This window comes from Hymenobacter bucti, assembly GCF_042681145.1.
In the GTDB taxonomy this organism is placed as follows: Bacteria; Bacteroidota; Bacteroidia; order Cytophagales; family Hymenobacteraceae; genus Hymenobacter; species Hymenobacter bucti.
This window is the reverse complement of the sequence record NZ_JBHUFD010000005.1, coordinates 865803-891610: the sequence shown is the minus strand read 5'-3', so window position 1 is coordinate 891610 and position 25808 is coordinate 865803. Positions and strand designations below refer to the sequence as shown.

26 protein-coding genes, 1 tRNA gene and 1 riboswitch are annotated in these 25808 nt (G+C 60.8%); of the genes, 11 read left to right on the top strand and 16 right to left on the bottom strand.

Going from position 1 to position 25808, the window contains the following annotated elements:
• Window positions 1–50: 50 nt before the first annotated feature.
• The 5 genes from ACFSDX_RS15850 to thiS form a co-directional block, all read right to left on the bottom strand.
• Complete coding sequence (locus ACFSDX_RS15850; protein WP_382315232.1) at window positions 51–833, bottom strand: thiazole synthase; 783 nt, start codon at window positions 831–833, stop codon at window positions 51–53.
• Window positions 830–1462, bottom strand: coding sequence for a thiamine phosphate synthase (locus tag ACFSDX_RS15845; protein ID WP_382315230.1), 633 nt, complete (start codon window positions 1460–1462; stop codon window positions 830–832). The genes ACFSDX_RS15850 and ACFSDX_RS15845 overlap by 4 nt, the downstream gene beginning before the upstream one ends.
• Window positions 1449–2213, bottom strand: coding sequence for a bifunctional hydroxymethylpyrimidine kinase/phosphomethylpyrimidine kinase (gene thiD / locus ACFSDX_RS15840; protein ID WP_382315228.1), 765 nt, complete (start codon window positions 2211–2213; stop codon window positions 1449–1451). Before thiD ends, ACFSDX_RS15845 begins: the two co-directional genes overlap by 14 nt.
• Window positions 2214–2302: 89 nt before the next feature.
• Window positions 2303–4180 carry a phosphomethylpyrimidine synthase ThiC gene (gene thiC, locus ACFSDX_RS15835; RefSeq protein ID WP_382315226.1) on the bottom strand — a complete coding sequence of 626 codons (1878 nt, stop codon included), beginning with the start codon at window positions 4178–4180 and terminating at the stop codon, window positions 2303–2305.
• Between the two features lie 105 nt (window positions 4181–4285).
• On the bottom strand, window positions 4286–4489 hold the full coding sequence (thiS, locus tag ACFSDX_RS15830; protein WP_382315224.1) for a sulfur carrier protein ThiS: 204 nt from the start codon (window positions 4487–4489) through the stop codon (window positions 4286–4288).
• 82 nt (window positions 4490–4571) lie between these two features.
• Window positions 4572–4669: riboswitch (TPP riboswitch) on the bottom strand.
• 693 nt (window positions 4670–5362) lie between these two features.
• Here thiS and rlmN point away from each other — a divergent pair.
• Window positions 5363–6436 (top strand): dual-specificity RNA methyltransferase RlmN, encoded by a 1074-nt coding sequence (rlmN, locus tag ACFSDX_RS15825; protein ID WP_382315222.1) that lies wholly within the window; start codon window positions 5363–5365, stop codon window positions 6434–6436.
• An 80-nt stretch (window positions 6437–6516) separates the two neighbouring features.
• On the opposite strand, the gene ACFSDX_RS15820 is transcribed toward rlmN, so the two are convergent.
• The 6 genes from ACFSDX_RS15820 to ACFSDX_RS15795 all read right to left on the bottom strand — a co-directional run bounded on the left by ACFSDX_RS15820 (window position 6517) and on the right by ACFSDX_RS15795 (window position 12471).
• A complete protein-coding gene (locus ACFSDX_RS15820; RefSeq protein ID WP_382315220.1) occupies window positions 6517–6981 on the bottom strand; it encodes a hypothetical protein in 465 nt (154 codons plus the stop codon).
• A 155-nt stretch (window positions 6982–7136) separates the two neighbouring features.
• Window positions 7137–8105, bottom strand: a complete 969-nt coding sequence (locus ACFSDX_RS15815; RefSeq protein WP_382315218.1) for a hypothetical protein — start codon at window positions 8103–8105, stop codon at window positions 7137–7139.
• 193 nt (window positions 8106–8298) lie between these two features.
• Window positions 8299–9267, bottom strand: a complete 969-nt coding sequence (locus tag ACFSDX_RS15810) for a YihY/virulence factor BrkB family protein (protein ID WP_382315217.1) — start codon at window positions 9265–9267, stop codon at window positions 8299–8301.
• Between the two features lie 173 nt (window positions 9268–9440).
• The gene (locus tag ACFSDX_RS15805) at window positions 9441–10196 is read right to left on the bottom strand and encodes a DUF3891 family protein (RefSeq protein WP_382315215.1); all 756 of its coding nucleotides are present in this window, start codon (window positions 10194–10196) and stop codon (window positions 9441–9443) included.
• A 206-nt stretch (window positions 10197–10402) separates the two neighbouring features.
• Entirely contained in the window at window positions 10403–11689 is a 1287-nt protein-coding gene (locus ACFSDX_RS15800) for a sensor histidine kinase (protein ID WP_382315213.1), read from the bottom strand.
• 101 nt (window positions 11690–11790) lie between these two features.
• Window positions 11791–12471, bottom strand: coding sequence for a response regulator transcription factor (locus ACFSDX_RS15795; RefSeq protein ID WP_382315211.1), 681 nt, complete (start codon window positions 12469–12471; stop codon window positions 11791–11793).
• A gap of 138 nt (window positions 12472–12609) precedes the next feature.
• On the opposite strand from ACFSDX_RS15795, the gene ACFSDX_RS15790 reads away from it, so the two are divergent.
• The 3 genes from ACFSDX_RS15790 (at window position 12610) to ACFSDX_RS15780 (ending at window position 15696) form a co-directional block, all read left to right on the top strand.
• Window positions 12610–14067 (top strand): CitMHS family transporter, encoded by a 1458-nt coding sequence (locus tag ACFSDX_RS15790; protein ID WP_382315209.1) that lies wholly within the window; start codon window positions 12610–12612, stop codon window positions 14065–14067.
• A gap of 117 nt (window positions 14068–14184) precedes the next feature.
• A complete protein-coding gene (locus ACFSDX_RS15785) occupies window positions 14185–14907 on the top strand; it encodes a DUF2490 domain-containing protein (RefSeq protein ID WP_382315207.1) in 723 nt (240 codons plus the stop codon).
• 24 nt (window positions 14908–14931) lie between these two features.
• Window positions 14932–15696: a DUF475 domain-containing protein gene (locus ACFSDX_RS15780; RefSeq protein WP_382315205.1), complete on the top strand. Its 765-nt coding sequence runs from the start codon at window positions 14932–14934 to the stop codon at window positions 15694–15696.
• Window positions 15697–15845: 149 nt separating this feature from the next.
• On the opposite strand, the gene ACFSDX_RS15775 is transcribed toward ACFSDX_RS15780, so the two are convergent.
• The 4 genes from ACFSDX_RS15775 to ACFSDX_RS15760 all read right to left on the bottom strand — a co-directional run bounded on the left by ACFSDX_RS15775 (window position 15846) and on the right by ACFSDX_RS15760 (window position 20560).
• Window positions 15846–17576 (bottom strand): alkaline phosphatase D family protein, encoded by a 1731-nt coding sequence (locus tag ACFSDX_RS15775; protein ID WP_382315204.1) that lies wholly within the window; start codon window positions 17574–17576, stop codon window positions 15846–15848.
• Between the two features lie 90 nt (window positions 17577–17666).
• A complete protein-coding gene (locus ACFSDX_RS15770; protein WP_382315202.1) occupies window positions 17667–18260 on the bottom strand; it encodes a hypothetical protein in 594 nt (197 codons plus the stop codon).
• Between the two features lie 4 nt (window positions 18261–18264).
• Window positions 18265–19533, bottom strand: a complete 1269-nt coding sequence (locus tag ACFSDX_RS15765) for an AAA family ATPase (RefSeq protein WP_382315200.1) — start codon at window positions 19531–19533, stop codon at window positions 18265–18267.
• Between the two features lie 43 nt (window positions 19534–19576).
• The gene (locus tag ACFSDX_RS15760; RefSeq protein WP_382315198.1) at window positions 19577–20560 is read right to left on the bottom strand and encodes an NAD-dependent epimerase/dehydratase family protein; all 984 of its coding nucleotides are present in this window, start codon (window positions 20558–20560) and stop codon (window positions 19577–19579) included.
• A gap of 165 nt (window positions 20561–20725) precedes the next feature.
• Here ACFSDX_RS15760 and ACFSDX_RS15755 point away from each other — a divergent pair, with 165 nt between their 5' ends.
• The 6 genes from ACFSDX_RS15755 (at window position 20726) to ACFSDX_RS15730 (ending at window position 24878) form a co-directional block, all read left to right on the top strand.
• Window positions 20726–20902 (top strand): patatin-like phospholipase family protein, encoded by a 177-nt coding sequence (locus ACFSDX_RS15755; RefSeq protein ID WP_382315196.1) that lies wholly within the window; start codon window positions 20726–20728, stop codon window positions 20900–20902.
• Between the two features lie 189 nt (window positions 20903–21091).
• Window positions 21092–21289 carry a hypothetical protein gene (locus tag ACFSDX_RS15750; RefSeq protein WP_382315194.1) on the top strand — a complete coding sequence of 66 codons (198 nt, stop codon included), beginning with the start codon at window positions 21092–21094 and terminating at the stop codon, window positions 21287–21289.
• A gap of 162 nt (window positions 21290–21451) precedes the next feature.
• Entirely contained in the window at window positions 21452–22705 is a 1254-nt protein-coding gene (kbl, locus tag ACFSDX_RS15745; protein ID WP_382315192.1) for a glycine C-acetyltransferase, read from the top strand.
• Window positions 22706–22865: 160 nt separating this feature from the next.
• Window positions 22866–23516 carry a response regulator gene (locus tag ACFSDX_RS15740; RefSeq protein WP_382315190.1) on the top strand — a complete coding sequence of 217 codons (651 nt, stop codon included), beginning with the start codon at window positions 22866–22868 and terminating at the stop codon, window positions 23514–23516.
• A 404-nt stretch (window positions 23517–23920) separates the two neighbouring features.
• On the top strand, window positions 23921–24286 hold the full coding sequence (locus tag ACFSDX_RS15735; protein WP_382315189.1) for an STAS domain-containing protein: 366 nt from the start codon (window positions 23921–23923) through the stop codon (window positions 24284–24286).
• A 67-nt stretch (window positions 24287–24353) separates the two neighbouring features.
• Window positions 24354–24878: an acyl-CoA thioesterase gene (locus tag ACFSDX_RS15730; RefSeq protein WP_382315187.1), complete on the top strand. Its 525-nt coding sequence runs from the start codon at window positions 24354–24356 to the stop codon at window positions 24876–24878.
• Between the two features lie 82 nt (window positions 24879–24960).
• Here ACFSDX_RS15730 and ACFSDX_RS15725 read toward each other — a convergent pair whose 3' ends face one another.
• Complete coding sequence (locus tag ACFSDX_RS15725; RefSeq protein ID WP_382315185.1) at window positions 24961–25476, bottom strand: DUF6992 family protein; 516 nt, start codon at window positions 25474–25476, stop codon at window positions 24961–24963.
• Window positions 25477–25615: 139 nt separating this feature from the next.
• On the opposite strand from ACFSDX_RS15725, the gene ACFSDX_RS15720 reads away from it, so the two are divergent.
• Window positions 25616–25689: transfer RNA gene (locus tag ACFSDX_RS15720), tRNA-Val, on the top strand.
• Window positions 25690–25808 lie beyond the last annotated feature (119 nt).

Sequence of the window (25808 nt, the reverse complement as noted above, 5' to 3'; positions counted from 1 at the left end):
ACGGTCGTCATGCAGCGCGCAGCGAAGCATGACGACCGTCTTCGGACGTTTTATATATCCAGAAACGCGGTGAGCGGGCTACTCGCCACGGCCTCGGCGTGGACCGTTGGCGCGGCCAGCCGCGCCTCATAAGCCAGCCGCCCGGCTTCCACGGCCATTTTGAAAGCTACCGCCATGGCTACCGGCTGCCCGGCCACGGCAATGGCAGTGTTCACGAGCACCGCATCGGCGCCCATTTCCAGGGCGGCGGCGGCGTGCGAAGGCGCGCCCAGGCCGGCATCGACCACCACCGGCACCTTGCTTTGGCCGATGATGATTTCTAAAAACTCTCTGGTCAGCAAGCCTTTGTTAGAGCCGATGGGCGACCCTAGGGGCATCACGGCGGCCACGCCCACTTCTTCGAGGCGCTTGCAGAGCACCGGGTCGGCGTGGATGTAGGGCAGCACCACGAAGCCCAGCTTCACCAACTCCTCGGCGGCGCGCAGGGTCTCGATGGGGTCGGGGAGCAGGTACTTGGGGTCGGGGTGAATTTCAAGCTTGAGCCAGTTGGTTTCCATCGCTTCGCGGGCCAGCTGGGCGGCAAAAACTGCTTCCTTGGCCGTGCGCACGCCCGAGGTATTAGGCAGCAGGTGCAACTGCGAGTGCCCTAGGTGCCGCAAAATGTCGTCGTGGGCATCGGTCACGTCCACGCGCTTGAGGGCCACCGTCACCAGCTCCGAGCCAGAGGCCAGCAGCGCCTCTTCCATCAGGGCCGACGAGCTGAACTTGCCCGTCCCCGTGAAGAGCCGCGAGGTAAACGTGCGGCCCGCAATAACCAAAGGTTGGGTTTTCATAGGATTGCTACCGGTTGGTTTTTAGCTAGTTCGGCTACCAAAAGCTGGGCTGCTTCCGTTGGGTCGGCAGCGCTGCCGATGGCGCCCGACACGGCCACGCCGTGCAGGCCGGTGGCGAGCAGTGCTGGCACATCGGCCAGCGCCACTCCCCCAATGCCAATAATGGGCGTCGTAAAGCCCGCGGCCTGGCACTGCCCCAATAGCTCGGCGTAGCCCGCCAGCCCCAGAATCGGGCTCAGCTTTTCCTTCGTCGCGGTGAAGCGGAATGGCCCTAGGCCGATATAATCGACGCCCGCCGCCACCAGCCCTGCTACGTCGGCAAACGTGTTGGCCGTGCCACCAATAATGAACTGCGGCCCCAGTAGCGCCCGCGCTTCGGCGGGGGCCATATCCTGCTGGCCCAGGTGCACGCCGTCGGCCCCGATGGCCAGCGCCAGCGCGGGGTTATCGTTGATGATGAGCGTGGCGCCGTGGTGGCGGCACACCGCCTGCACGGCGAGGGCGCGCTGCTGCCACTCGGCGGCGGGCAGGTTTTTAACCCGCAGCTGCACCCAGCGCACGCCGCCCCGGCAGGCCAGCTCGGCCGCCTGGGCGTTGGTAGTGAGGTAGTGTAGCTTATTGATTAGCATGAGGTTGATTATCGTAGTGGTAGCCCAGCAAGGTGTCGGTGCTACCTAGGAAGGCCGTTGTGTAAGCTTTGCCAGCCCGGCAGGCGGCGGGCAGGTCGTCGCCTAGCGTCAGCCGCGCCAGCACCGCCGCCGAGAGCACGCAGCCGCTGCCATGCTTCTCGCCGTGCGCCAGGCGGGGCGCGCTAAACTCGTGGCGCTCGCCGCCGGCTAGCAGCAGGTCGGTTGCCAGGGTGGCCGTGTCGTGGCCGCCCTTCAGCAGCACCGGGCACCAGGCTGCCAGCGCTTGGGCCGCCGCCTCGGCCGAAGCAGCCGCAATAAGCCGCCGCGCCTCGGGCCGGTTGGGCGTGATGAGCGTTAGCTCGCGGCAGATGCTTTGCAGCAGCCCAGCATCGGGCCGGGCGTGAAATTCGTAGCCCGCAGTAGCCTTCAGCACCGGGTCCCAAACAATGCGTACGGCCGAATTTTGCTCTTTCAGACAGCCGATTAGCTCCAGCAAAAGCGGCAAGCTTTCGATTAAGCCAACCTTGACAAAGCCAATTGTAAACCGGGCACCTAGGAGTCGAATTTGAGCCTGCACGTCGGCCAGCGGCACCCAGCTCACGTGCTCAAACACGACGTCGTTTTGCACCGTGAGTGCGGTGCAGGCGGCCAGGCCATATACGCTATTAGCTTCCATGGTTTTCACATCAGCCAGCACGCCCGCGCCGGCGCTGGGGTCGAAGCCGGCAATGGTGAGGGCGTAGGGACGCATGGAGGAGAAGTACCGTGGACCCTGCGGGTCCGCGCGTGAATGGTTTGTTTAAAGAGGAATACTCGCGGACCCGCGGGGTCCACGGTACATCACAGATAAATCTCGCTGCCCTTAGCTGCGAATTCACGCGACTTTTCGCGCAGCCCTTCGGCCAAAACCTGGGCCGCCGTAAGCTTTTGACTGGCCGCGTAGTCGCGCACTTCCTGCGTGATTTTCATGGAGCAGAAATGCGGGCCGCACATCGAGCAGAAGTGCGCCACTTTGGCGCCCTCGGCGGGCAGGGTTTCGTCGTGGTATTCGCGGGCCGTGTCGGGGTCGAGCGAGAGGTTGAACTGGTCTTCCCAGCGGAACTCAAAGCGGGCCTTGCTCAGGGCGTTGTCGCGGTACTGGGCGCCGGGGTGGCCCTTGGCGAGGTCGGCGGCGTGGGCCGCTATTTTGTAGGCGATTACGCCGTCCTTCACGTCCTGCTTGTTGGGCAGCCCCAGGTGCTCCTTAGGCGTCACGTAGCAGAGCATGGCGGTACCAAACCAGCCTATCATGGCGGCGCCAATAGCCGAGGTGATGTGGTCGTAGCCGGGGGCAATGTCCGTCGTCAGTGGCCCTAGGGTGTAGAAGGGCGCCTCGTGGCACTCGCGCAACTGCTTGTCCATGTTCTCCTTAATGAGGTGCATGGGTACGTGGCCGGGGCCTTCTATCATCACCTGCACGTCGTGGGCCCAGGCTATTTTGGTGAGCTCGCCTAGGGTTTCGAGCTCCGCGAACTGCGCCTCGTCGTTGGCATCGGCGATGGAGCCGGGGCGCAGGCCATCACCCAGCGAGAAGGCCACGTCGTAGGCCTTCATTATCTGGCAAATCTCCTCGAAGTGCGTGTACAAAAAGCTCTCCTGGTGGTGCGCCAGGCACCATTTAGCCATAATAGAGCCGCCGCGCGACACGATGCCCGTCACGCGCTTGGCCGTCATTGGCACGTAGCGCAGCAGCACGCCCGCGTGGATAGTAAAGTAGTCGACGCCCTGCTCGGCCTGCTCAATCAGCGTGTCCCGGAACAGCTCCCAAGTCAGGTCCTCGGCCTTGCCGTTCACCTTCTCCAAGGCCTGGTAAATGGGGACGGTGCCCACCGGCACGGGGCAGTTGCGGATAATCCACTCGCGGGTTTCGTGGATGTTCTTGCCGGTACTCAAATCCATGAGCGTGTCGCCGCCCCAGCGGCAGCTCCACACAGCCTTATCCACCTCTTCCTCAATGGAGGAGGTCACCGCCGAGTTGCCAATGTTGGTATTGATTTTCACCAGAAAATTGCGCCCGATTATCATCGGCTCGCTCTCCGGGTGGTTGATGTTACTGGGAATAACCGCCCGCCCGGCGGCCACTTCCTGGCGCACAAACTCGGCCGTGATGTGGCCCTCCGGCGTGTTGGCCCCGAAGCTGTGGCCGCGGTGCTGCGTGCGCAGCGGGTCGTCGGCGGGCAGCTCGTCAAACCGCTGATTTTCGCGGATGGCGATGTACTCCATCTCGGGCGTGATGAGGCCCTGCTTGGCGTAGTGCATCTGGCTCACATTGGCGCCCGGCTTGGCCCGCAGCGGGACCGCGATGTGCTCGAAGCGTAAGTGGTCAAGGCTGTTATCGGCGGCGCGTTGCTGGCCATAGTCGGAAGTAGTGCCAGCGAGCTGCTCCACATCGCCGCGCTCCAAAATCCAGCTTTCCCGCAACCTAGGCAAGCCTTTTTTGAGGTCGATTTCGACCCTAGGGTCGGTGTAGGGCCCGCTGGTGTCGTAGACCGTCACGGGCGGGTTTTGCTCCGATGGAAACCCGAAATCGAACTTGCGTTCGGTGTCGGCTAGCGCGATTTCGCGCATCGCCACCCGAATATTCGGGAAGAGCTTGCCCGGCACGTAAATCTTGCGCGAGCCCGTCAGGGGCTGGCGCTCCACCAGCGTCTGCTGGGGGGCTTGGTCTTTTTTCTTCATAACGAGTAGGGGCGGGGCTTGCCCCCGCCTGCTGGTCGAACTAGTTGAACCTGAACTGATACTGTGGGAAGCGCCCTGGCCGCCGGGCGGGGGCAAGCCCCGCCCCTACCCGCCTTGGGTGGCGCGGATGAGCAGAATGCGGTCGTGGGGCTGCACGGCGTGGCTGGCCCACTTGGCGCGGGGCACCACGGCGTCATTCACGGCCACGGCGAGGCCGCGCGTCTGGGCCTGCCCTAGGGTGGCCAGTAGGTCGGCCAGCGGCTGATTGTCAGTGGCTTCGTGGGCCAAATTGTTTACGTAGCAAACCATGCAACTAGGGGGTAGTTGGGACAAGGAAAGGCCGTAAGCAATAGGCGGTGCCGGCCACGGCGTGCCCCAAAAGGCAGCCGCGCAGCGGACCAGTACTTTTCCCTTCGCCAGCATTATCTGGTTCAGGTTCGGAGGGTATCGTCTCAGCCTTGCCGTAGCAAAGCACCCCTAAAGTTTACGGGGCGAAGGTAGGCGGCGGAAGCTGTGTGACGGTTGAATTTGGGTGGTTTTGCCGAAATTTTATTGCTCGTTGTACAACTGCTAGGTCTGGGTTGGCAAGAATAACAGTTCACAATTATTGTCTGGTTACTTATGCATTATTGGCGTTAGCGGCATCTGTCAGAAGCAATAATCCCATTGTTTATGAGAACCTTAATTTGCTATTTAGCCGCCCTATTAGGCTTAGCTCTACCCGCCGTTGCGCAGCGACCGCCCAGCGATTCGAGCAAAGTGTACATATTCGTTGAGCACATGCCTGTTTACCCAGGCGGTGGTCTGGTAGCACTCACGGCAGACTTGCGCCGCGAGTTTTTGGCGGCCAGCGGGGGCGTTAGCTGCGCCAATCCAGGCCGCCCGGTAGTTGTGTGGCTGGTAGTGGGGCCCAGCGGGGTTATTTATGATGCAATAAGCTTTAATAGAGCAGTAACTATTCTACACCCAACTGCTAAACGCACTTTGCCCGAGTTATCAGCTTCGTGCGAAGTGGCGATTGCCACCGCTGCCCGCAAACTAGCTAGGGCTAAGCCAGGTAGCCAAAATGGCCAGCGTGTGACGGTAGAGCTCGCAGTAAAATTGTTTGATGCGCTGTAATAGCCCACAAGCTTTCTAGGTCTAGGGGAACCCAAACCCCTGAGCCGTTGTATTTTTGTACTTATGTTACTGGAACTCGAACTCGCCCCCGCCAAGCGTGATATCCGCAAAACCTCACCCGACGAGCTCAAGGCCTTTATGGTTGAGCACGGCGAAAAGCCCTTCCGCGCCAAGCAGGTGACAGAGTGGCTCTGGAAAAACACGGCCGGCTCGTTTGAGGAAATGAACAATATCTCGCTGAGCACCCGCGAGTTGCTGGCCCAGCATTTCGTCATAAATGGCGTGGCCGTGCAGAACCAGCAGCTCAGCAACGATGGCACCATCAAGTCGGCCTTTCGCCTGCACGATGGCAACATTGTGGAGGGCGTGCTCATCCCGCACGATACGCGCATGACGGCCTGCATTTCGAGCCAGGTGGGCTGCTCGCTCACGTGTAAGTTTTGCGCTACCGGCTACATGGACCGCAAGCGCAACCTCGACGCGGCCGAGATATACGACCAAGTGGTGCGCATTCGGGAGCAGTGCGAGGCCCAATACGGCACGCCGCTCACCAACATCGTGTACATGGGTATGGGCGAGCCGCTGCTCAACTACGCCAACGTGGTGGAAAGCGTGCGCCGCATCACGGCGCCCGATGGCCTGAATATGGCCCCTAGGCGCATCACCATCAGTACGGCCGGCATCGCCAAGATGATAAAGAAGCTGGCCGATGATGACGTGAAAGCCAACCTGGCGCTTTCTCTGCACGCGCCCAACGACGTGAAGCGCAACGAGATTATGCCCATCAACGAGGCCAATTCGCTCGCCGCGCTCAAGGAAGCCTTGCAGTACTACCACGAGAAAACGGGCCGCAAAGTAACCTACGAATACATTGTGTTCGAGAACTTTAACGACGGCCTGGAAGATGCCGCCGAGCTGCACGCCATCTCGAAGTGGCTGCCCTGCAAGATTAACCTCATCGAATATAATCCCATCGAGAACGCAGCTTATCAGAACGCGGAGGCCGACAAAATCACGGCCTTCCACAAGTACCTGGCCGACCGCGGCGTGCAAACCAACATCCGCCGCAGCCGGGGCAAGGACATCGACGCGGCCTGCGGGCAGCTCGCCAACAAGGAGAAGGCCGAGGCAGCGTAAAGCATTTCTGATGAGTACTAAAAAGCCCAGCTGGCCCGTATGGCCAGCTGGGCTTTTTTATGCGTGGGGTGGGTTGGCGGCTACTTCTTGCCGGCCGGGCGGGCTGCTGGCTTGCGCTTGGGGTCGGCGGCGGGCGCAGGGGCGGCGGCCGGCTGCTGGACAAAGCGGTTGGCGAGGGGCAGCACGGCCGGGCAGTCGCGGCGCAGCATCAAAAAGGCATCCTGGCCGACCTGGCGGCCGATGTCCTGCGGGGTTATGTTTTGCAGAGCGCCCAGTTGGGCCATTTTCATCAGGCTGGTAGAGTCGCTCATTAGTGCGGGCATCAGCAGCTTCTGGATGTAAGCTATGGCCTGCTCCTGGGTCAGGGCCTGGAAATTGGTGGTGTGGTCGGCATTCAGGGCCGTGCACATCTCGTTGCTCATGCGGCGGACCATGCGGCTGTGGCCCATGAGGGTATCGGCGGGGGCGGTGGGGTGGCCAGCCGCCTGGGCACTCTGGCTGAGCAGGGCCAGGCTGGCGGCGAAAAGGAGTAGGAGTTTCTTCATAAAGTAAATGTAGCGTAAGCGCTCGGCCTCCGTCTGGTGCAGCTTACTAGTAGAACGAAAGAGCGCGGGCCAGCTGATGAGAGGATAGCGGCCCGCGACTCGTCGGCCGCCGCTGCGAGGGGCCAAGCCACCTCGAAAACAACACCAAAAGCCACCTACCGCAGCTTGACTTTGCCAAACCGGTAGGCTACATCCAGGTAAGCTGGGTAGATGCCGCCGTTGTTGCGGGAGGTGAAGTACAGCATACCTAGGCTGCCGCTGAAGCGGGGCGAAGCGTAGCGCACGCCCGCCAGGCCGCCAAAGCCGCTGTTGGAGTCGAAGCTGGCGAGGTAGGTTTCGTTGACCAGCGAAAACAGCCGCGATACCCGCACGTTGGCCCCGATAACGCCCACCGGCGAGCCGCCAATGCCGTCGCTGCCAATGCCGTAGCCCAGGCCAAAGGTCAGGTTGGTATCGGCCGAGCCGTAAGTAGCTAGGCCATAGCCCACGCCGCCGCTACCGCTGCCGCCATCGATGCCCGTGGCAAAGCCGTAGAGCACGCCCGCGCCCACGTGAAACTTGTCGCTCAACGGTACGCTCACCTTGGGCGTCACGGCCACAAAAGGTATCCCCACCACCGGAATAATCGGCACCAGCAGGCCCACCGACACATTGTCGGTTATGCCATAATCGATACCCGTTAGAAAGATGTCAATGACCTTAATCTCGCCTTCGCCCCGGTGCAGGTTGCGGGCCGTGGGGGCGATGAACATGCGCGTGCCGTTGCCCACGTAGTCGAAGCCGCGCCGCGCCTGCTCGGGCGTCAGCGACGAGAGCTGGCGCAGGTTGGCGCGCTGCACCGTAACCACCCCCAGCTCCTTGGTTTCGAAGGTCAGTTCTTCCTCGGTCGCGGCCCGTAGTGTGCCGTTAAAGAGCGTGCCCCCAGCGGTTTCTACGCTGTAAATCTGCCCAATAACCTCATGTCGACCCGTAACGCTGGTTACGGGCAGCTCGGCCGTCTTGACCGAGCCCGGCGCGGGGGTAGGCGGGGACGCCGGCACCTGCGGCGCCCCCGGCAAAGCGGGTTGCTGCGCCCAAGCCGAGCCCGCCACCAAAAGTCCCCCGAGCAGTAGTAGGAAGCGCATAGCCATGAAGCGCCGATGAATGATTCGGCTGCTGCAAAGATGCGTCGGCTACCCGGCCCGGTTGCAAGCCTAAATAGTCTTATTGCTGACTTTTAAACAACGGGCTTGCAGACCGCCAGCCCGTTCTTAAACTTGTTATAAAAATCTGCTGGATAATACCTTGCTGTAGGGCCACCAGCCCGGTTTTGCGCATCTAGGCGCGCCAGCGGCCGGTGGCCTGCGGGCGGCCGGTCGCCTTTGCTTCTTCGGTTTCGGCTGGGGGAATTTCCATCATTTTCACGCGCACGGCGTGCACTTTGGGTTGCACGCGCTGCCCGAAGGCATCGGCAAATTCCTGGGTGAACTCGGCCCCGAAGAAGATGATGAGCGACGAGTAGTTAATCCAGACCAATAGCACGATAGCCGAGCCCGCCGCCCCGAACGCCGAGCCAGGGTCAGACTTCGATATATAAAAGGCAATCAGGTACTTACCCAGGATGAAGAGCGAAGCCGTGATGAAAGCCCCTACACCTACATCGCGCCAGCGAATGATGGCATCGGGCAAAAACTTGTAGATGAGCGCAAAAAGCAGCGTGGTAACCACCAGCGACAAGCCAAAGTCGACGAGCTTGATGGCCAGCACGCCCGCTTCCGGAATGTAGCGTTGCAGCCAGCCCGTGAAAATACTGAGCACGGCACTGACGATGAAGGACGTGAGCAGTAGCAGTGCCACGCTCAGGATAAGCCCAAACGAAAGCAGCCGCTGCTGCACGTACTGCCACACGCCGATGCCCTGGGTTTTCACCTGCAGGTTCCAGATGTCGTTGATGCTCTCTTGCAGCGTAACAAAGAACGTAGTGGCGGCAAAAATGAGCGCTCCCAATCCGATAGCCGTGGCAAGCCCGGTTTTTTGCTGGAGCGTAAACTTAGCAATGCTCTCTTGCAGAAAAGCCGCCGCGTCGGCGCCCACCAGCCCCTTCAATTGCCCGTAAATCTGGCCGGTAAGGGCCTCGCCGCCATACACCGCGCTGGCCGAGGTGATGACGATGAGCAGCAGCGGCGGCAACGAGAAAATGGTGTAGTACGACAGCGCCGCCGCGTGCCGAAACGAGTTATTGGTGGTAAACTCCGTGGCCGATGACTTCAGCACGTGGAAGATGTCTGATAATTTATAATGCGCCATTCGAGGAAGCAGAAAAAGCGTGGTAATAGCAGTTTATCAAAAGAACCGGAGCCAGCGCGCCGGGTAAAAACAAGCGCCGGACGCGAGCCAGGGGCGCAGCTCGCGCAACTCTAGCCCAACTGACAGATACGGATGTAAATGTTTTTTGCCCGAAAAGTGCACGAAAAAATAACCTAGGTCGGTCGTAGCGTCCAGCTTAGATTTTGGATGGCGCTGTGGTGCAGGGCCGCCGCCAGCTCGGCATCGTCCCGGAACTGCAGTTGGGGCAGCTCCTGGGTTTCTACGCTCACCACTAGTTCTTTATCCGTAAAGGGCCAGGGGCTGATGACCACCGCCGTGCCTGGCCCGGCGGGCTGCCGCACCAGGTGCGGCGTCCGGTGGCCGCCGCCCAGCGGGTCGGGATAAATTTCGACCGCCCGGCCCATTTCAGGCAGCTCGTGCCGGCACAGGATGAGCGAGAGCCGGTCGCACCAGTGCAGCAGGTCGTAGGCCTGCCGGGCCTGGGCTTTGGTGAGGTGCAGCTCCTTGAGCCAGCGTGCCTGGTCGGCGCGCAGCTCGTCCAGAAAGGCCGTGGTCTTGGCCTCGCTGCCGCGCAGCGGCTCATACAGCGTGCTTAGGTGCAGGCTGGTGAGCAGGCTGCGCCAGCGCCCCTGGAAGCGCGCCGCGCGCAGCACCCCCGTAGCCTGCTCAATGGAAAAAGCTACCTGCGTAAAATTGGCCGGGGCGCCGGCGGGCGTGAGGCCGTGGTGGCCGCCGCGCCCGTGCCAGGGCGCCTGCTCATCGTCGTGCTGCGCCACGGCCGCCAGCAGGCCCACCCAGCGGTCGGCGGGCAAAAAGGGCGGCCAGGCCCAGGCCAGCTGCATGGCCAGCAGGGCGTGCGCCTGCTGGTAGATAACCTGCCAGCCAGTGGGGGAGGGGTTTACTATCATTCGAAGTGGTGTTGCGCGGACTTGGTAGTCCGCGACATTATACAGCCATACGCGGACTACCAAGTTCGCGCAGCACTGCCCCTACGTAGCCCGGCCGCTGGCAGGCTAAAGCTTACCGCCGATTGTGGCTGTAGCGCTAAGCTCCGCGGCGCGGCCGACGAAGCTATGCGTGGCGTACCTAGCGCACGGCGCGCTAGGTACGCCACTCACCCCATGCGCACCCGCAGCTGGTGGCGGCCGGGCTCCTGGTAGTGGTAGCTGAGCAGGAAGCCGCAGGTTTCGCTAATCTGGCGGGCAATGGGTAGGCCCAGGCCCACGCTGCCGGGCGGCCGGTCGGGGCGCGGGCGCAGGCGCGCAAAAAGCTGGTCGGCGGGCAGCGCCTGGGGCCGGCCAGTATTCTCCACGGTCAATGACTGAGTCGTCAGCTCCACGCGCAGCTCCCCGCCGGGCAGGTTGTGCCGAATGGCATTGCTGAGCAGGTTGCTCACCAAAATGTCGATGAGCGAGCGGTTGGCCGACACCAGCAGGCGGGGCACCAGGGCCGTTTCGAGGCGGATATTGCCCAGCGACAATTGCTCGGCCAGCTGCCCGAGCTGGGTGCGCACCACGGCGGCGAGGTCCACGGTTTCGGTGGCGAAAAAGAGCTGCTGGTCGAGGTGCGTGAGCAGCAGCAGGCTGCGGCTGAGATGCGTGAGGCGCTGCGTAACGGCCAGCAGCGGCTCGATGTGGCCGGCCTGCTCTTCGGTGAGGCCGGGGGCCTGCACCAGCAAATCAAGCTTGGTGCGCAGGATGGCCAGGGGCGTTTGCAGCTCGTGGGCGGCGTTTTCGGCAAATTCGCGCTGGCGCTGGTACAGGCGCTGGTGCCGGCCCAGCACGTGCCCTAGGGCCGTGTTAAGGGCCTGAAATTCGGGAATACGCGTGGGCGGCAGCGCGGGCGCGTGGTGCTGGTCGAGCTTATACTGCTGCAACACGCCTAGGGTGGCAAAAAATGGCCGCCAGTAGCGCCGCGCCAGCACGTGCTGAATCAGGAGCATACCGCCCACCAGCACCCCAAACAGCAGCGCGCCCGCCCCCACGATGCCGCCCAGCAGCGCCGGCCCGTCGAGCAGCGAGGTGCGTACCTCCAGCCGGTAGCGCTTGCCCTGAAAAGCCTCCAGGCCCGCCACCTGCCGGTAGAATTGATTTTTGCCAGTAAGCGTGTTGTACATCAACCGGTCCTGAAAGGCGTTCGGTCCCGGCGCAGCGGGCGGCGGGCCGGGCAGCGGGGTAAACTCCACGTTGTGGTCGAGGCGGTGCCAGAAAGCCAGGTCGGCGGGTGTGCGCAACTCGTTGCGCAGCGCCAGCTCTACGCGCAGCTTGCGCCGCCCTAGGGTGCGGTCGACGTAATCGTAGTAGAGCCGGTGAATAACGGCGTAGTACACGAACGTGCCGCCCACCGCCACCACGCTGGCGTAGAGGAGTAGGATAAACGTGGTGCGGGCGAGGAGCTTCATGGCGGGGTGTACCGTGGACCCTGCGGGTCCGCGCGTGAGGCGGCTGTTCTGTTGTTATTGCGTTGTCACTACTCACTCGCGGACCCGCAGGGTCCACGGTACTACTCGCTTACATTAAACCGGTACCCTAGGCCATACACCATGCGGATGTAGTTGGCCGCGCCCGCCTCGGTCAGCTTACGCTTGAGGTTTTTGACGTGGGCATACACGTGCTCGAACGAGTCGAACTGCTCGGCCGCATCGCCCGAGAGGTGCTCGGCTATCGCGCCCTTCGTAATCACGCGGCCCTGGTTGGCCAGCAGCAGTAGCAGCAAATCGAACTCGGTGCGCGTGAGCGTGAGCGCCTGCCCGGCCACGCTGGCGCGGCGGGCGGGCACGTCCACGCTCAGCGCGCCCACCACCAGCAAGTTGGTGCCCTGGTAGTGGCGGCGGCGCACCAGCGCCGCAATGCGGGCGCTCAGCTCGGGCAGGTAAAACGGCTTGGGCAGGTAGTCGTCGGCCCCCAATTCCAGACCCGTGATGCGGTCATCGACCCCGGCGCGGGCGCTGGTGATGATGACGCCCGCCCCGCGCTGCTGCCGCTGCAATTCGCGCAGCAAATCCAGCCCATCGCCGCCAGGTAGCGTCAGGTCGAGCACGATGCACTCGTAGCTGTAGAGCAGCATTTTCTCCTGCGCCTGGGCGTAAGTAGTGGCCACTTCGCACACGTACTGCTGCGCTTGCAGGTAGCTGACCACGCTGGCCAGTAGGTCGGGTTCGTCTTCGACGAGCAGCAGCTTCATGGGGTGGGAATGGGGGTGGGTACAAGGTGAGAAAACGTCCGCCATGCTGAGCATTCTGCGCATCAAGCAGAGACGCAGCGGAGTCGAAGCATCTCACGTGGTGTAGTAAACCTGAACGCTAGCAACGAAACGGTAGAGATGCTTCGAATCCGCTGCGCTGCGCTTAGCATGACAATAGTGGCTTTTTTCACCAAGAAGCCAATTTCTTCCAAATGTATTCTAAATCGACTCGCTACTTCGCCCCTGTCTTCGGGCCCGCAGTTAGTAAGCCCTCACTTTTCGCCCTTTCCCACCCTGCCCATGCTGTCTCTCCTTGGCTTTTTGATGATATGTACATTCATGTACCTCATCATGTCGAAGCGTATGTTCGCCATGACGGCGCTCATTCTGATTCCGATTTTGTTCGCCCTCATCGGCGGGTTTCGGGCCGAAATCGGGGATATGATGCTTGACGGCGTCAAGAAAATTGCCCCCACCGGGGTCATGCTCATTTTCGCCATCATGTACTTCGGCATCATGACCGATGCGGGTCTGTTTGACCCCATCGTAGCCAAAATCCTCAAAGTAGTGGGCGGCGACCCGCTCAAGGTGGTCATCGGCACCGCCGTGCTGGCCCTGTCGGTTTCGCTCGATGGCGACGGCACCACCACCTACATCATCGTGGTGGCGGCTATGCTGCCGCTCTACAAGCGGCTGAAGATGAACCCGCTCATTCTCACCGCCACCGCCTTTCTGTCGAGCGCCGTGATGAATATCCTGCCCTGGGGCGGCCCCACGGCCCGCGTGCTCTCGGCCCTGCACCTCGATAGCAGCCAGGTCTTTACGCCCCTCATTCCGGCCATGATAGTGGCCGCGGGCTGGGTGCTGTTCGTAGCCTACATCTTCGGCAAGCGTGAGCGCAAGCGCCTAGGTATCGTCACCATTACTGAAGATGCCGACGAGCTGGTGGCCGAAGCCAACCACGAAGACGTAAGCCTGCGCCGCCCCAAGCTGCTGTGGTTGAATGCCTTGTTGACCATCGCCTTGCTGGTTGGCTTGTTTATGGACGTGATGCCGCTGCCGGTGCTCTTCATGACGGCCTTTGCCCTCGGGATGCTCATTAACTACCCGCGCCTGGGCGAGCAGCGCAACCGCCTCAACGCCCACGCCGGCAACGCCATGATTGTGGCAGGCATGGTGTTCGCGGCGGGCATTTTCACCGGCATTCTGGCCGGCACCAAGATGGTCGATGCCATGTCGCAAACCATCGTTACGCTGATTCCGGATGCCCTAGGGCCGCACCTGCCCATCATTACGGGCATCACGAGCGCGCCCTTCACCTTCTTCATGAGCAACGATGCCTACTACTTCGGCATTCTGCCGCTCGTGACCAAGGCCGCCACCCAGTTCGGCGTGTCGGTCGAGGCCATGGGCCGCGCCTCGCTGCTAGGGCAGTCGGTGCACTTGCTGAGCCCGCTGGTGCCCAGCACCTACCTGCTGGCCGGCCTGGCTGGCGTCGATTTTGGCGACCACCAGCGCTTCACCCTGAAATGGGCCTGCGGCACCGTGCTCGTGATGCTGGTCGTCTGCCTGATTCTGGGCGTGGTACCGGTGTAGGGTGCGGGGCCTGCCCCCGCCCTACGCCAGCCGAGCAAAAACCAACGCGAGTCCGAACGCCGGGCGGGGACCAGCCCCGCACCCTACTGTATTTCCCACCCAACCATTTAATTCCCAATGAAAAAGCTTCTACTCTTTTTCGCCTGCCTGCTGCTCCTCGCCACCAGCGCCCAGGCCCAAAAAAACCGCGCTGCCTACAACGGCTGGCTCCAATACACGGGCACGTATTCGCTCAATGAGCGCTTCGATATCAACCTAGGTGCCCAGTACCGCGCCTACAGCGGCCTCACCGACAAGCGCTTGCTGCTGGGCTTGGTCAACTTGCAGTACAACCTCAAAAACCTACCGCTCTCGGTGGGCGCGGGCTACATGTACCTGCAATTGCAGCCCTATACCACCGCCGACCAGGTAGAGAAGTTCGATAACCGCGAAAATCGCCTCTATCAGCAATTAATTGCTACGCAGAAGTTTAACCGCGCCCGCCTCATCCACCGCTACCGCATCGAGGAGCGCTGGACGGCCGCCGGCTTCCGGCTGCGCTTTCGCTACCTGGCCTCGTTGCGCCTGCCCCTAGGCCCTAAAAGTGACCTGAACCCGAAGTGGTACCTGGCGCTGAAAGATGAAATCCGCATCAGCGACCAGCCCAATCCGTTTGACAGCAATCGGGTTTGGGGTGGCGTAGGTCGCATCTTTACCAAGAACCTAGGCGGCGAATTACTGTGGATGACCCAATTTGATGGTGGCCAAAACCGCTCTAATTACGTGGCTTTCATCCTACGCCACGATTTTGGCTGGTCCGCCGACCACCCCGAGCGCCGCGTGCGCTTCCTGCCCCAGTAATTTTACGGACCCTATTTCCCCGGCATGAACCAACACATCCAGCAAATACTCGACAATCCGTTGGCGGCGCTGGCCATCGTGGGCAACCTCGTTATCATCGAAAGCCTGCTTTCGGTCGATAACGCGGCCGTGCTCGCCACGATGGTCGGCGACCTGCCGCCCGAGCAGCGCAAAAAAGCCCTGCGCTACGGCATTTTCGGGGCCTACGTGTTTCGGGGTATCTGCATTCTGTTCGCCTCTTTTCTCATCGATTTCTGGTATTTGAAGCCCCTAGGGGGGCTCTACTTGCTGTACTTGGTGTGGGACCATTTCCGGGCCGGTCCCGCGCACGATGAGGAGCACGTGGAGAAGGAAAAAAGCTGGCTTTACCGCAACACGCTGGGGCTGTTCGGGAAATTCTGGGCTACCGTGGCGCTGATTGAACTGATGGACCTGGCCTTTTCCATCGACAACGTATTTGCCGTAGTCGCCTTTACTGATAATTTGATTCTCATTATCGCGGGCGTGTTCATCGGCATTTTGGCCATGCGGCTGGTGGCGCAGGCCTTTGTGCTGCTCATGGGTAAGTACCCGTTTCTGGAAACGGCAGCCTTCGTAGTTATTGGCATCTTGGGGCTCAAGCTGTTGCTGTCGCTGTTCGAGCATTACCAGCCGAATAGTCCGTTCACTACTTTCCTCAAGAGCGAGGGCGCCGACGTGGGCCTGACGGTGCTCACGGTGGCCGTGTTTCTGGTGCCCTGGGTTACGTCGGCGCTGTTCAACTACCCTAGGCGCATGGGCGGTAGCTAGGTAGCAAGTAGCAAAAAGGCCCCGACCGCACACTGCGGTCGGGGCCTTTTTGGTTTAATGTAGCGCGGGCTTTTAGTCCCCGAGTTGAGCAGGTGTACAGCGTTGCGGGCTGAAAGACCACGCTACCGGGCCGCTAAAAGCATCCTAGGTTACACTTCCACCACGGTTTTGCCGGTAGTAGTGGTCGTGTTCACTACGTCGAGGGCGCCCACGTAACGGTACTCAGCCGTGGCATTGGTAGTGGTGAAGGTGGCCAGAATATAGCCGCGCCGCGAGGCATCGAGGTACTGTAAATCGTCGATGAGCAGCTGGTTGGACTGCTCGAAGCCCGCGATGGCAGCGGCGTTGCCAGCCAGTAGCGCCTCAAAGCCCGGCGACGATACGGAGGAGCAGGCAAACTCAGCGCCTGCCCGGCGGCCGGTGCTGGTAGTGAGGTCGCTGTGCCAGGCGTTGTGGGTGTCGCCGGCCAAAGAAATCAGCTTTTTAGTGCCCGCCGCGGCGTAGAGCTTTTCGCGCTCGGCGGGGTAGCCGTCCCAGGCGTCGAGGTTGTAGGGCAGCACGGTGCTCACGCGGGCGCGCTCGGCGGCCGTCACGGTGGGGTCGTTGCTGAGAATGCGCAACTTAATGGCGCTGAGCTGCGTGGCCTGCGTGTTGTACTGCGCCAGCAGGGCGGGCGTGGGATTGTTGGCCAGCTGGCCCACTAGTGCCAGCAGCTCCACCGGAATGTACATCTTGCCCATAAGTACCTGCGAGCCCAATACCTGCCACTGGGCGCTGCTGCCACCTAGGGCGCTGGCCAGCCAGGTGCGCTGGTCGGCGCCCAGCATCGAGCGGTTGGGATTCTGCCAGGCGGCGCCAAACGTGGCCGTGTCAAACGCGCCGGTGCTGCTGGTGTAGTCGCTCAGGCTGAGCTGCTTGTCGCGGCCCGTGATGCGGGTGTCGAGCATGAGCAAATTCACCAGATTGCCGAAGGCGAAGCTGCGGTAAATCTTGGCTTTGTCGGCCCCACGGGCGGGCAGGTACTCATGCCACGCCTGGTTGGCCACGCGCTTGCGGTCCTCAAAGCTGCCTTCGGTGGCGGGCTGGTGGTTCTGGGCACCGGTGGTGTAGGCGTCGTTGGCGTATTCGTGGTCGTCCCAGACGCAGATAAACGGCTTGAGCTGGTGGGCGCGCTGCAGCTGCGCATCGGAGCGGTACTGGCGGTAGCGGGTGCGGTAGTCGCTGAGGCTCACGATTTCGGTGGCCGGTAGGTGGTCGCGCTTGAGGGCGGCGGTGGCTGGGTTGCTGCCGTACTGGCCCGCCCCGTACTCGTAGATGTAGTCGCCGAGGTGCACCACGGCATCGGCGTCGGAGGCCGCCACGGCCCCGTACACATTAAACAAGCCGGCCTGGTAGTTGGCGCACGACACCACGGCCAGCTTCACGCTGCTGGCCTGGGCGCCGGTGGGCAGCGTGCGGGTTTCGCCCACCACCGAGGTGGCGGCGGTGCGCTCGCTGCTGAAGCGGTAGTAGTACTTCTTATTGGCCGTGAGGCCGGGCACATCCACGGCCACCGTGTAGTCGGTGGCGGCGGTGGCCTGCACGGTGCCGCTGGCCACGGCCGGGGCAAACGTGTTGCTCTCCGCTACTTCCCAGCGGATGGCGGCGTCGCCGCTCTCGTTGGTGGCGGCGGTGTAGCGCGTCCACAAAATGACGTTGGTGGCCGAGGGGTCGAAGCTGGCCACGCCTTCGCGAAAGCCAAAATCGCCGGCGTACACCACGCCGGGCTCGTCGTCTTTGCAAGCGCTGAGCAGGGCCGGCAGCAGCGCTACGCCCCCCGAAACTAGGGCCGTCGAGCGCACGAATTTGCGGCGCGTAATTGAGTTGTCGAAATTAGCCATTGCCAGGAGGGATTAGTACCCGGCAAAGGTGACCGTGGCTTATTAGGCAGAAATTACCGCAGTTTTATGATTTTGGGGATGGTCGAGCTTTTATGCTAGGCGTTGACTAAACTCTTGGTCAAAGGCGGCGAAGTAGCGGCAATTAGCAAGTAGCTTATCGTAGTCAGCTTCGGCCAGCAGTTCGGCGCAGTGGCCTTCGTCGTAGTGCTTGCGACAGCGGGCAGTCGCGTCTTTTAAAAATTTCGCGGGGTCAACAATTGTCATCGGGTCGGCTGGTACCGGGCAGGTGCAATCGTATTTTCTATTAAATGGCGTAATGTCAGCTGCTATCAGCGCCTCCATTGCCTGCACGTTGAGCAGAAACACACTCCTTTGTTCGAATCCCCGATTCATCTTGCGGAAGAAAAGTAGCCGCTCCAGCCGCTTCGGCCGGTCGCTTTCCGGCGCGTCTAGGTCGCGGGTAACTACTATCAAATCCGGCTTTTTAAACCGATAGTTGGCCCGGATGATGTGCTGGAATTTAGGGCTATCCAGCTGCGTGCCTGTAATCTCGGGGCTGATAATGACGAAGCGCACCCGCTCGCCGTAGCGCTTCCCCAGCAGCGCCTGCAAAGAACTGGTATCATTGGGCGACTCGCCCAGCAAACCCACCAAAGAAGTCGATTGTGCCGTCTCGTTCGCCATCGAGTTATTCGGCTTCTGTTTCCTCCAAGTACGAGTAGCGCCAGTAGTCGCTCAGGAAGCCTACTTCCTTCATGTATACGCGGGCCTGCTCTTGCTTTTCCTCCGTCAGCTTGTGAAACTGGGTGCCCTTTTCAGGGTCGAGCGAGCAGACGGTGATGCGGTCGAGTTCATCGGCGCCAAGCATGTCTAATACTTGGGGCGCGTGCGTGGTCATTATTACTTGCTGCGTCTGCGCCACTTCCTTAATCAAGCTCAGTAACTTGGTAAGTTGTACTGGGTGAATGCCAAGCTCCGGCTCTTCCAGAAAGATGATACGGACCGGAATGTGAAGGGAAAATTCGGGCGGCGCGGTTGTCGAGCTTGTAGACGTGGCCCACGGCATCACCAACTGCGAGATGAGGTAGAGCATCCGCTTCGTGCCATCTGACAAAGCTTCAAAAGGTAGCCAACTGGCGGCTACAAAGTATTCAAAAACCAGACCTTTAACTAATGTCTCTCTCTGTGTCAGATTCTCAAAAATTTGGTAAGGCCGGCTGAGCCGAGCTTCTTCAATCGGAGAGTGCTGTTTTAAAAATGGATTGAGAAAAGCCAGGTAAGCCGTGAGTATCCGCTCTGTCAGCGCTTGGGCTTCCGTTGTTGAAGGAGCCGGAACTGCTTTCCCATTTACTCGCTTGGGTCTTTTAGCGTTTACTAGTGCAAAAGCGTTGAATATTTCCCCCACTAGTAAGGGGGCAGCCTCCGGCGACGAATTCAAGGCAGGTTCTAGCCGAATTCTGCCCATTTCACCAAACGCAAATGTTGCCGACGCAGCCACTAGTGGCAGCCCCTTTAAGGGCACACCGTGGTGCGCCAAAATAGGGTAGAGGTGGCGGTAATTCAAGCCCGCTTCTCTTATTGCACTAAGAAAGTCGTCGCTGCTGCCGCTGCTGGCTTCAGCCTGAACCCTGACTTCTAAAGGCGGCGTTGGACCATATTGGGAAATTAGTGGGTCTAGGTCTTGCTCTGGCTCGTGAAAAGTAATTGTCAATCCACCATCGTATCCGCCTAACTCCAATTCACACTCCGCCCCTCGCTCATGAACTTGGTAAGGATGTATTAACTCACTCACCAACTCTATAAATCGGGTTTTTCCCGACCCATTTGGCCCAATAATAATATTCAGTCCCGGCTTAAAAGCTACTTTCGCATCGCGCAAAGGCGGATAGTCCCGCACCCGCACCTGCTTGAGATAGGGCGACACCTCGGCAGCAGGAGTTTCAACTGAATCAGCCATTTTGAAAAGCAGTAAATCTTCTGAGCGAAGGTAACCCGGCCGCCTACGCCAACTCCGGCACCCGCAAATGAGCCAGCATATCGTGCGTCATTTTTCCTAGGTCAAATTCCGGCGCCCAGCCCCAATCAGCCCGCGCCGCCGAGTCGTCAATGCTGGCCGGCCACGAGTCGGCAATGGCCTGGCGGCCGTCGGGCTTATACGTAACCTGAAAGTCGGGTAGCTCCTGCTGAATGCTGGCTGTGATTTCGGCCGGCGAGAAGCTCATGGCCCCTAGGTTGTAACTGGTGCGAAATCTGATGGTTGAGGCGGGCGCGTGCATCAAATCCAGGGTGGCTTTGAGCGCGTCGGGCATATACATCATGGGTAGGTACGTGTCCTCCTTCAGAAAGCACTCGAAGCTTTCGCCGGCCACGGCCTTGTGGTAGATGTCCACGGCGTAGTCAGTGGTGCCGCCGCCGGGCAGGCTCTTGTAGCCGATGAGGCCGGGGTAGCGCAGGCTGCGCACATCGAGGCCGTGGTGGCGGTGGTACCACTCGCACCACTGCTCGCCGGCCAGCTTGCTGATGCCGTACACCGTATTCGGGTTCATGATGGTGACCTGCGGCGTGTGCTCGCGGGGCGTATCGGGGCCGAACACCGCGATGGAGCTGGGCCAGTACACCTGCGGCACCTGGTACTGTACGGCCACGTTCAGCACGTTGAGCAGGCCGTCCATATTCAACTTCCAGGCAAAGGCCGGGTCCTTCTCGGCCGTGGCCGAAAGCAGCGCCGCCAGGTTATAAATCTGCACCGGGCGGTACTGCTGCACCAGTTCTTCCAGGCGATTTTTATCCAGCACATCGAGCAGCTCGAAAGGGCCGCCGGCCAGTGCCTCCGGGTTTTTGGGGGCGCGCACGTCGGCCGCGATTACGGCCTCGGGCGCGTAGCGCTGGCGTAGGGCGGCCGTAAGCTCCAGCCCGAGCTGGCCGCAGGCACCAATAACGAGGACGGTGCCGGGGAGGCCAGTGGCACTAGGCGAAGTTTCCATTTAATAAAAAGCAGAAGGCGGGAAGGGGAGGGAAGTGGGGTACTGCAAAGATACGGCTGGGGCCAGGGGCGAGGTTTGCCCCTAGGGCAAACCAACCCAGGACGGGCGCTATCTTTAGGGCCAATAACCAAGTGCTTACCTCTTGTAATCAGTTTGTTAGTTGCTATGGGTGCTTCTCCGGCCAGCTACGCCCAAGCCCCGGCTTTGCCCTATCGCAACCTCCTTATGAAGCGCGGCGGCATCCGCGGTATCGCCTACGGCGGGGCCTTGCAGGAATTAGAAAAGCAGGGCGTGCTGACGCACATTACGCGGGTGGGCGGCACGTCGGCGGGCGCCATTTAGGCGGCGCTGCTGGCCAGCTACCCGCTGCACCTCTTCGACCAGCTCCAATACCCGCCCGCCTGCCTGCCGCCTGGCACTACCGCCAACCCCGAAACCCTAGGCCTGCGCCTCGACCGCGCCGAGCAAATCGCCCTCGATACCCTGCCTACCGGCCGCCTGGCCCTGGCCCCGGATGACATCCGCGGTTTTTTGTCCTACATCGGAGCGCTCTACACCGTGGCCCTCGAAAACCTCACCCCCGCCCTGCTCAGCGACTGGCCCCGTACCATCAGCATCAACACCATGGGTTTCAGCCCTAAAGTAAAGCGGATTTCGGATGAGCAAAAGGCGCAGCTGGTGGCCAGCGGCCGGGTGGGCGCGCAGGTGTTTTTTGGTAGAAGAAATTAGGCAGAAAAAGCGTTTGTCATTACGAGCGCAGCGCGGTAATCGCACCAAAACGAGCCATCGTAATACGACTGGCGTACTAGCTTCGTCTACTCATTCTCGCTCTGGTGCGATTGCTTTGTTGCACTCGCAAAAACAGGCGCCTCATTATCAACCTACCTACCCATGTACGGAACCCTTCAAGCCGACCTTCAGCAGACGCTGCAAGACATAAAAGACGCCGGCCTCTACAAAAAGGAGCGTGTTATTACCTCGCCTCAGGGCGCTGAAATTCATACCGACGAAGCGGGCGATGTGCTCAACTTCTGCGCTAATAACTACCTAGGGCTCAGCTCGCACCCCGAGGTGCTGGCCGCCGCCAAAGCCACCATCGACAGCCACGGCTACGGCATGAGCTCGGTGCGCTTCATCTGCGGCACCCAGGATATTCACAAGCAGCTCGAAGCCAAGCTGGCCGAGTTCCTAGGTACAGAAGACACCATTCTCTACGCGGCGGCCTTCGACGCTAACGGCGGGGTGTTCGAGCCGCTCTTTGATGAGCGCGATGCTATCATCTCGGACGCGCTCAACCACGCCAGCATTATCGACGGAGTGCGCCTGTGCAAGGCCAAGCGCTACCGCTACACCCACAACGACATGGCCGACCTGGAAAAGCAGCTCCAGGACGCCGTGGCCGCCGGCATGCGCCACCGTATCATCGTAACGGACGGCTCGTTTTCGATGGACGGTACCATCGCGCAGCTCGACAAAATCTGCGACCTCGCCGACCAGTACGATGCCCTGGTGATGATAGACGAGTGCCACTCAATGGGCTTTTTGGGCAAAACCGGCCGCGGCACCCACGAGTACCGCAACGTAATGGGCCGCGTCGACATCATCACCGGCACCCTAGGCAAGGCCCTGGGCGGCGCCATGGGCGGCTTCACGAGCGGGCGCAAGGAAATTATCGAGATTCTGCGCCAGCGCTCGCGCCCCTATCTGTTCAGCAACACGCTGGCCCCGGCCATTGTGGGCGCCAGCCTGCGTGTGCTGGAACTGCTCACCGAAAGCACCACTCTGCGCGACCAGCTCGAAGAGAATACCAAGTACTTCCGCGAGCACATGACGGCCGCCGGTTTCGACATCACGCCCGGCGAGCACCCCATCGTGCCCGTCATGCTCTACGATGCTAAGCTGGCCCAGGAGTTTGCCGCCAAAATGCTCGACGAGGGCATCTACGTGGTGGGCTTCTACTACCCCGTGGTGCCGCAGGGCAAGGCCCGCATCCGGGTGCAGCTGAGCGCCGCCCACACCCACGCCCACCTCGACAAAGCCATCGCCGCGTTTAAGAAAGTGGGCCGTGAACTTGGCACCCTCAAGGACGAGGCCGCCGAAGCGGCGGCGCCCACCGGCCCGCAAGTAGTTGAAAACACTCCCTAGGGCCATCCGCCCCGTAGCTTCGGCTCCCCGCTCCGGGGGCTGGAAGCTATGTATATAAGCTCCTCTGTGCAAATGTTTTAAGGTTTTTCACCGAAGTTTGCCGGCTAGCAGTATCAATACCGCATGTATTGCCACAAAAGATACTAGCGCCCAGAATATCATGAATCGTATCTTTTTAGTTGATGACCACGCCATCGTGCGCGACGGTATCCGGGCCTTGCTGGCGCAGGAGCCCGGCCTGGAGATAGTGGGCGAGGCCGGCCACGGCCAGGAGCTACTCGACCAATTGCCAGCTACGCCGGCCAATATTGTGTTGCTTGACATCAACATGCCCGTGCTCGATGGCCTGGCCACCACCCTGCGCCTGCACGCCGAATACCCGGATATAAAAATTCTGGTACTGTCCATGCTTAACCACGAGCGCTACATTGGGCAGCTTTTCAATGCTGGCGCGCACGGCTACATCCTGAAGAGTGCCGACAAGGGCGAAATTCTGATTGCCATCCAGACGGTAGCCAACGGGAAGCAGTTTTTGTGCAGCGAGCTGGGCTTGGCCATGCTGCACAAAGTGCTGGCGAAAGAGGAGCACAGTGAGCCCGTCGAAAATAAAAAGCCTGGCCAACTGACGCGCCGCGAAACGGAAATTCTGCGCCTGCTGGCCGAAGGCCTGACTACCAGTGAGATGGCCGAAAAGCTATTTACCAGCAAGCGGACTATCGAAACCCATCGCCAGAATATTCTGGAGAAAACGCAAACCAAAAATACCGCCGCGCTCATCAAGCTAGCCATGACCCAGGGCCTGCTCGACTAGCCCCGCCGGCTGCGGGCCGGCCAATGCCAGGAGTAGTATTATTTCAATAAAGCCTTTCGGGTTCCATGTTGCCCAGCTGATTGACCGGCTGGGCAACCCGGAACCCGAAAGGCTTTTTGATGCGGGCCGGGCTAGGTCTGTGGTACCTAGGTGCACGCCCCGCGGTATGTACCGCTTTATCAGGGGGAATATACGTATTGCGGACAACCAATTAGCGCGGTAAGCATAGTAACTGCGTAGAGTACGTAGGTAACTTTACTTATTTATTGAATAAGTGTAACGAACGCGCAAAAATTGAGTATTAAGGCCGGATATTATAGGACGGAAGCGAGGTACATTTGCGTCGAATCCATCAAGTATTGCCGCTCGCTATGGCTGATACCTTTCTACTCCTCGTTTTCCCGATGAGAACGCTAACCATCCACCTAGGTGGGCATCGCGACTGTATGGGACTCAGCTTGCGGGGGAGCTGTACCACGCCCGCAGACGCCGCCCACCTCGAGCAGGCCGTTAACCAGCTACTGGTTCGGGCCGTGCCGCAGGCCTGGATTGATTGCCGCGGGCTGCACTCCTTAAACTGGCTGGGCCAGCAAGCCCTGCTGCAAGCCAGCAGCAAGGCGCGGGTTAACCGCACGGAGCTGTACTGGTGCGGCTTGTCAAAAGAGCTGCTCAGCCAGCTCAAGGCCAGTGGCTTGGGCTCGGAGTTGGCGCTGCGCCCGGCGGCCGATTTCCAGGGACCTCAGTTTCTGATTGCGGGGGCTACTGCCTAGGGGGCGGGCAGGTGGGCTGCCCGGCGCGCCTACCTTCGCGGGCCCAAACCAGTACGCCCGCCTGCTTATGTCGCGCCTCGTTCGCACCCCCGAAACCCAGCATCGCATTCATTTTCAAGACTGTGACATGCTGGGCCACCTCAACAACGCCCGCTACGTCGATTACTTCCTCAACGCCCGTGAAGACCACGTGGCCGAGCACTACGCCCTCAATATGGGCGAGCTGGCCCTGGCTCAGCGGGCGGCCTGGGTTATCACCAAGCACCACCTCAGCTACCTCAAGCCCGCGCGGCAGGGCGTGACGGTGCGCATTCTCAGCCAGCTCATTCACTTCGACAACTCCAACCTGGTGGTAGAGATGCAGATGCGCTCGGCCGATGGCCACCGGCTGCTGGCGCTGCTATGGTCAGAAATGACGTTTGTGCAGCTGCCCGCCGGCACGCGCCTCGACCACTCCGATGCCCTGATGGACATGCTCGATGAGGTCGACGTGCCCCAAATCGACTACGACCCCGACGGCTTTGATGAGCGCGTGAAAGCCGTGCGCCAGGAGCTGAAGAAGCTGCGCCGCACCGCCGGCCAGGAGGAATAAGTACTGGGTAATGAGCGTAATTGGGGTAATAGGTAATGAAAGGACTTATCTTGTTCATTACCTATTACCCCAATTACGCTCATTACCCAGTACTTATTACCCAAGCCATAACGGCATCAAAGACCAGTAAAAAGCCTCCTTGCAGCCAGATGGCGTGGCCGTAGCCCCGCAGCCGCACCGGCGTGATGGGCTGAAGCGCGGGCCGCGCGGCGCGGGCCACCAGCCACCAGCCCACCAGCAGGTAGCCTAGGTCGAGCAGGGCGTTTACTTGAAATATCAGCACCACGTGCTGCTGGTCGAAAGCCGCGTCGAGAGCCGAAAAGCCCGCGGGGGGCGCGCCCGGGTGCGTGCGCAGAATGCCCACGGCCGCCAGCACCGCATTGATAAAGCCCCAGCAGCAGTTCATGAAGTGGAAGTGGTGCGGCACCGTGCGCCGGTCGGTGCGCGGCAGCTGGTAGCCACTACCAATGAGGTTGGCCAGCGCCCACACGCCGAGCAGGGCCAGGCCCCGGCCCAGCAGCAGCTCGCGGGCCTGGTAGGCGGCCAGCCAGCCCGCCACCGGGGCGGCCGTGGCCGCCAGAAGTACTGCGCTTATCATGGGCACAAAGAAACTGCCGAAAGCCCCGCGCCGGGCCCGGCCGGCGGCTCGCCCTAGGTAGCCCACGCCAAAAAATAATGGCTCGAACGTGCACAAACCCCGGCGGCGGCGTACTTTCGCGGCCCCACTCGCCTAGCTTGGGGAGTTAGCTCAGCTGGTTAGAGCGCTACCTTGACATGGTAGAGGTCATCGGTTCGATTCCGATACTGCCCACTTAAACCCCTCTAGCACCTCGTTAGAGGGGTTTTTTGTTTGTATGCCCCCGGTTCTGCCCCCGGTTTAGACTTCGTGCAGTAATTTAAGTAAGCTTCCCGCCGCCTTTTTGGCAACTT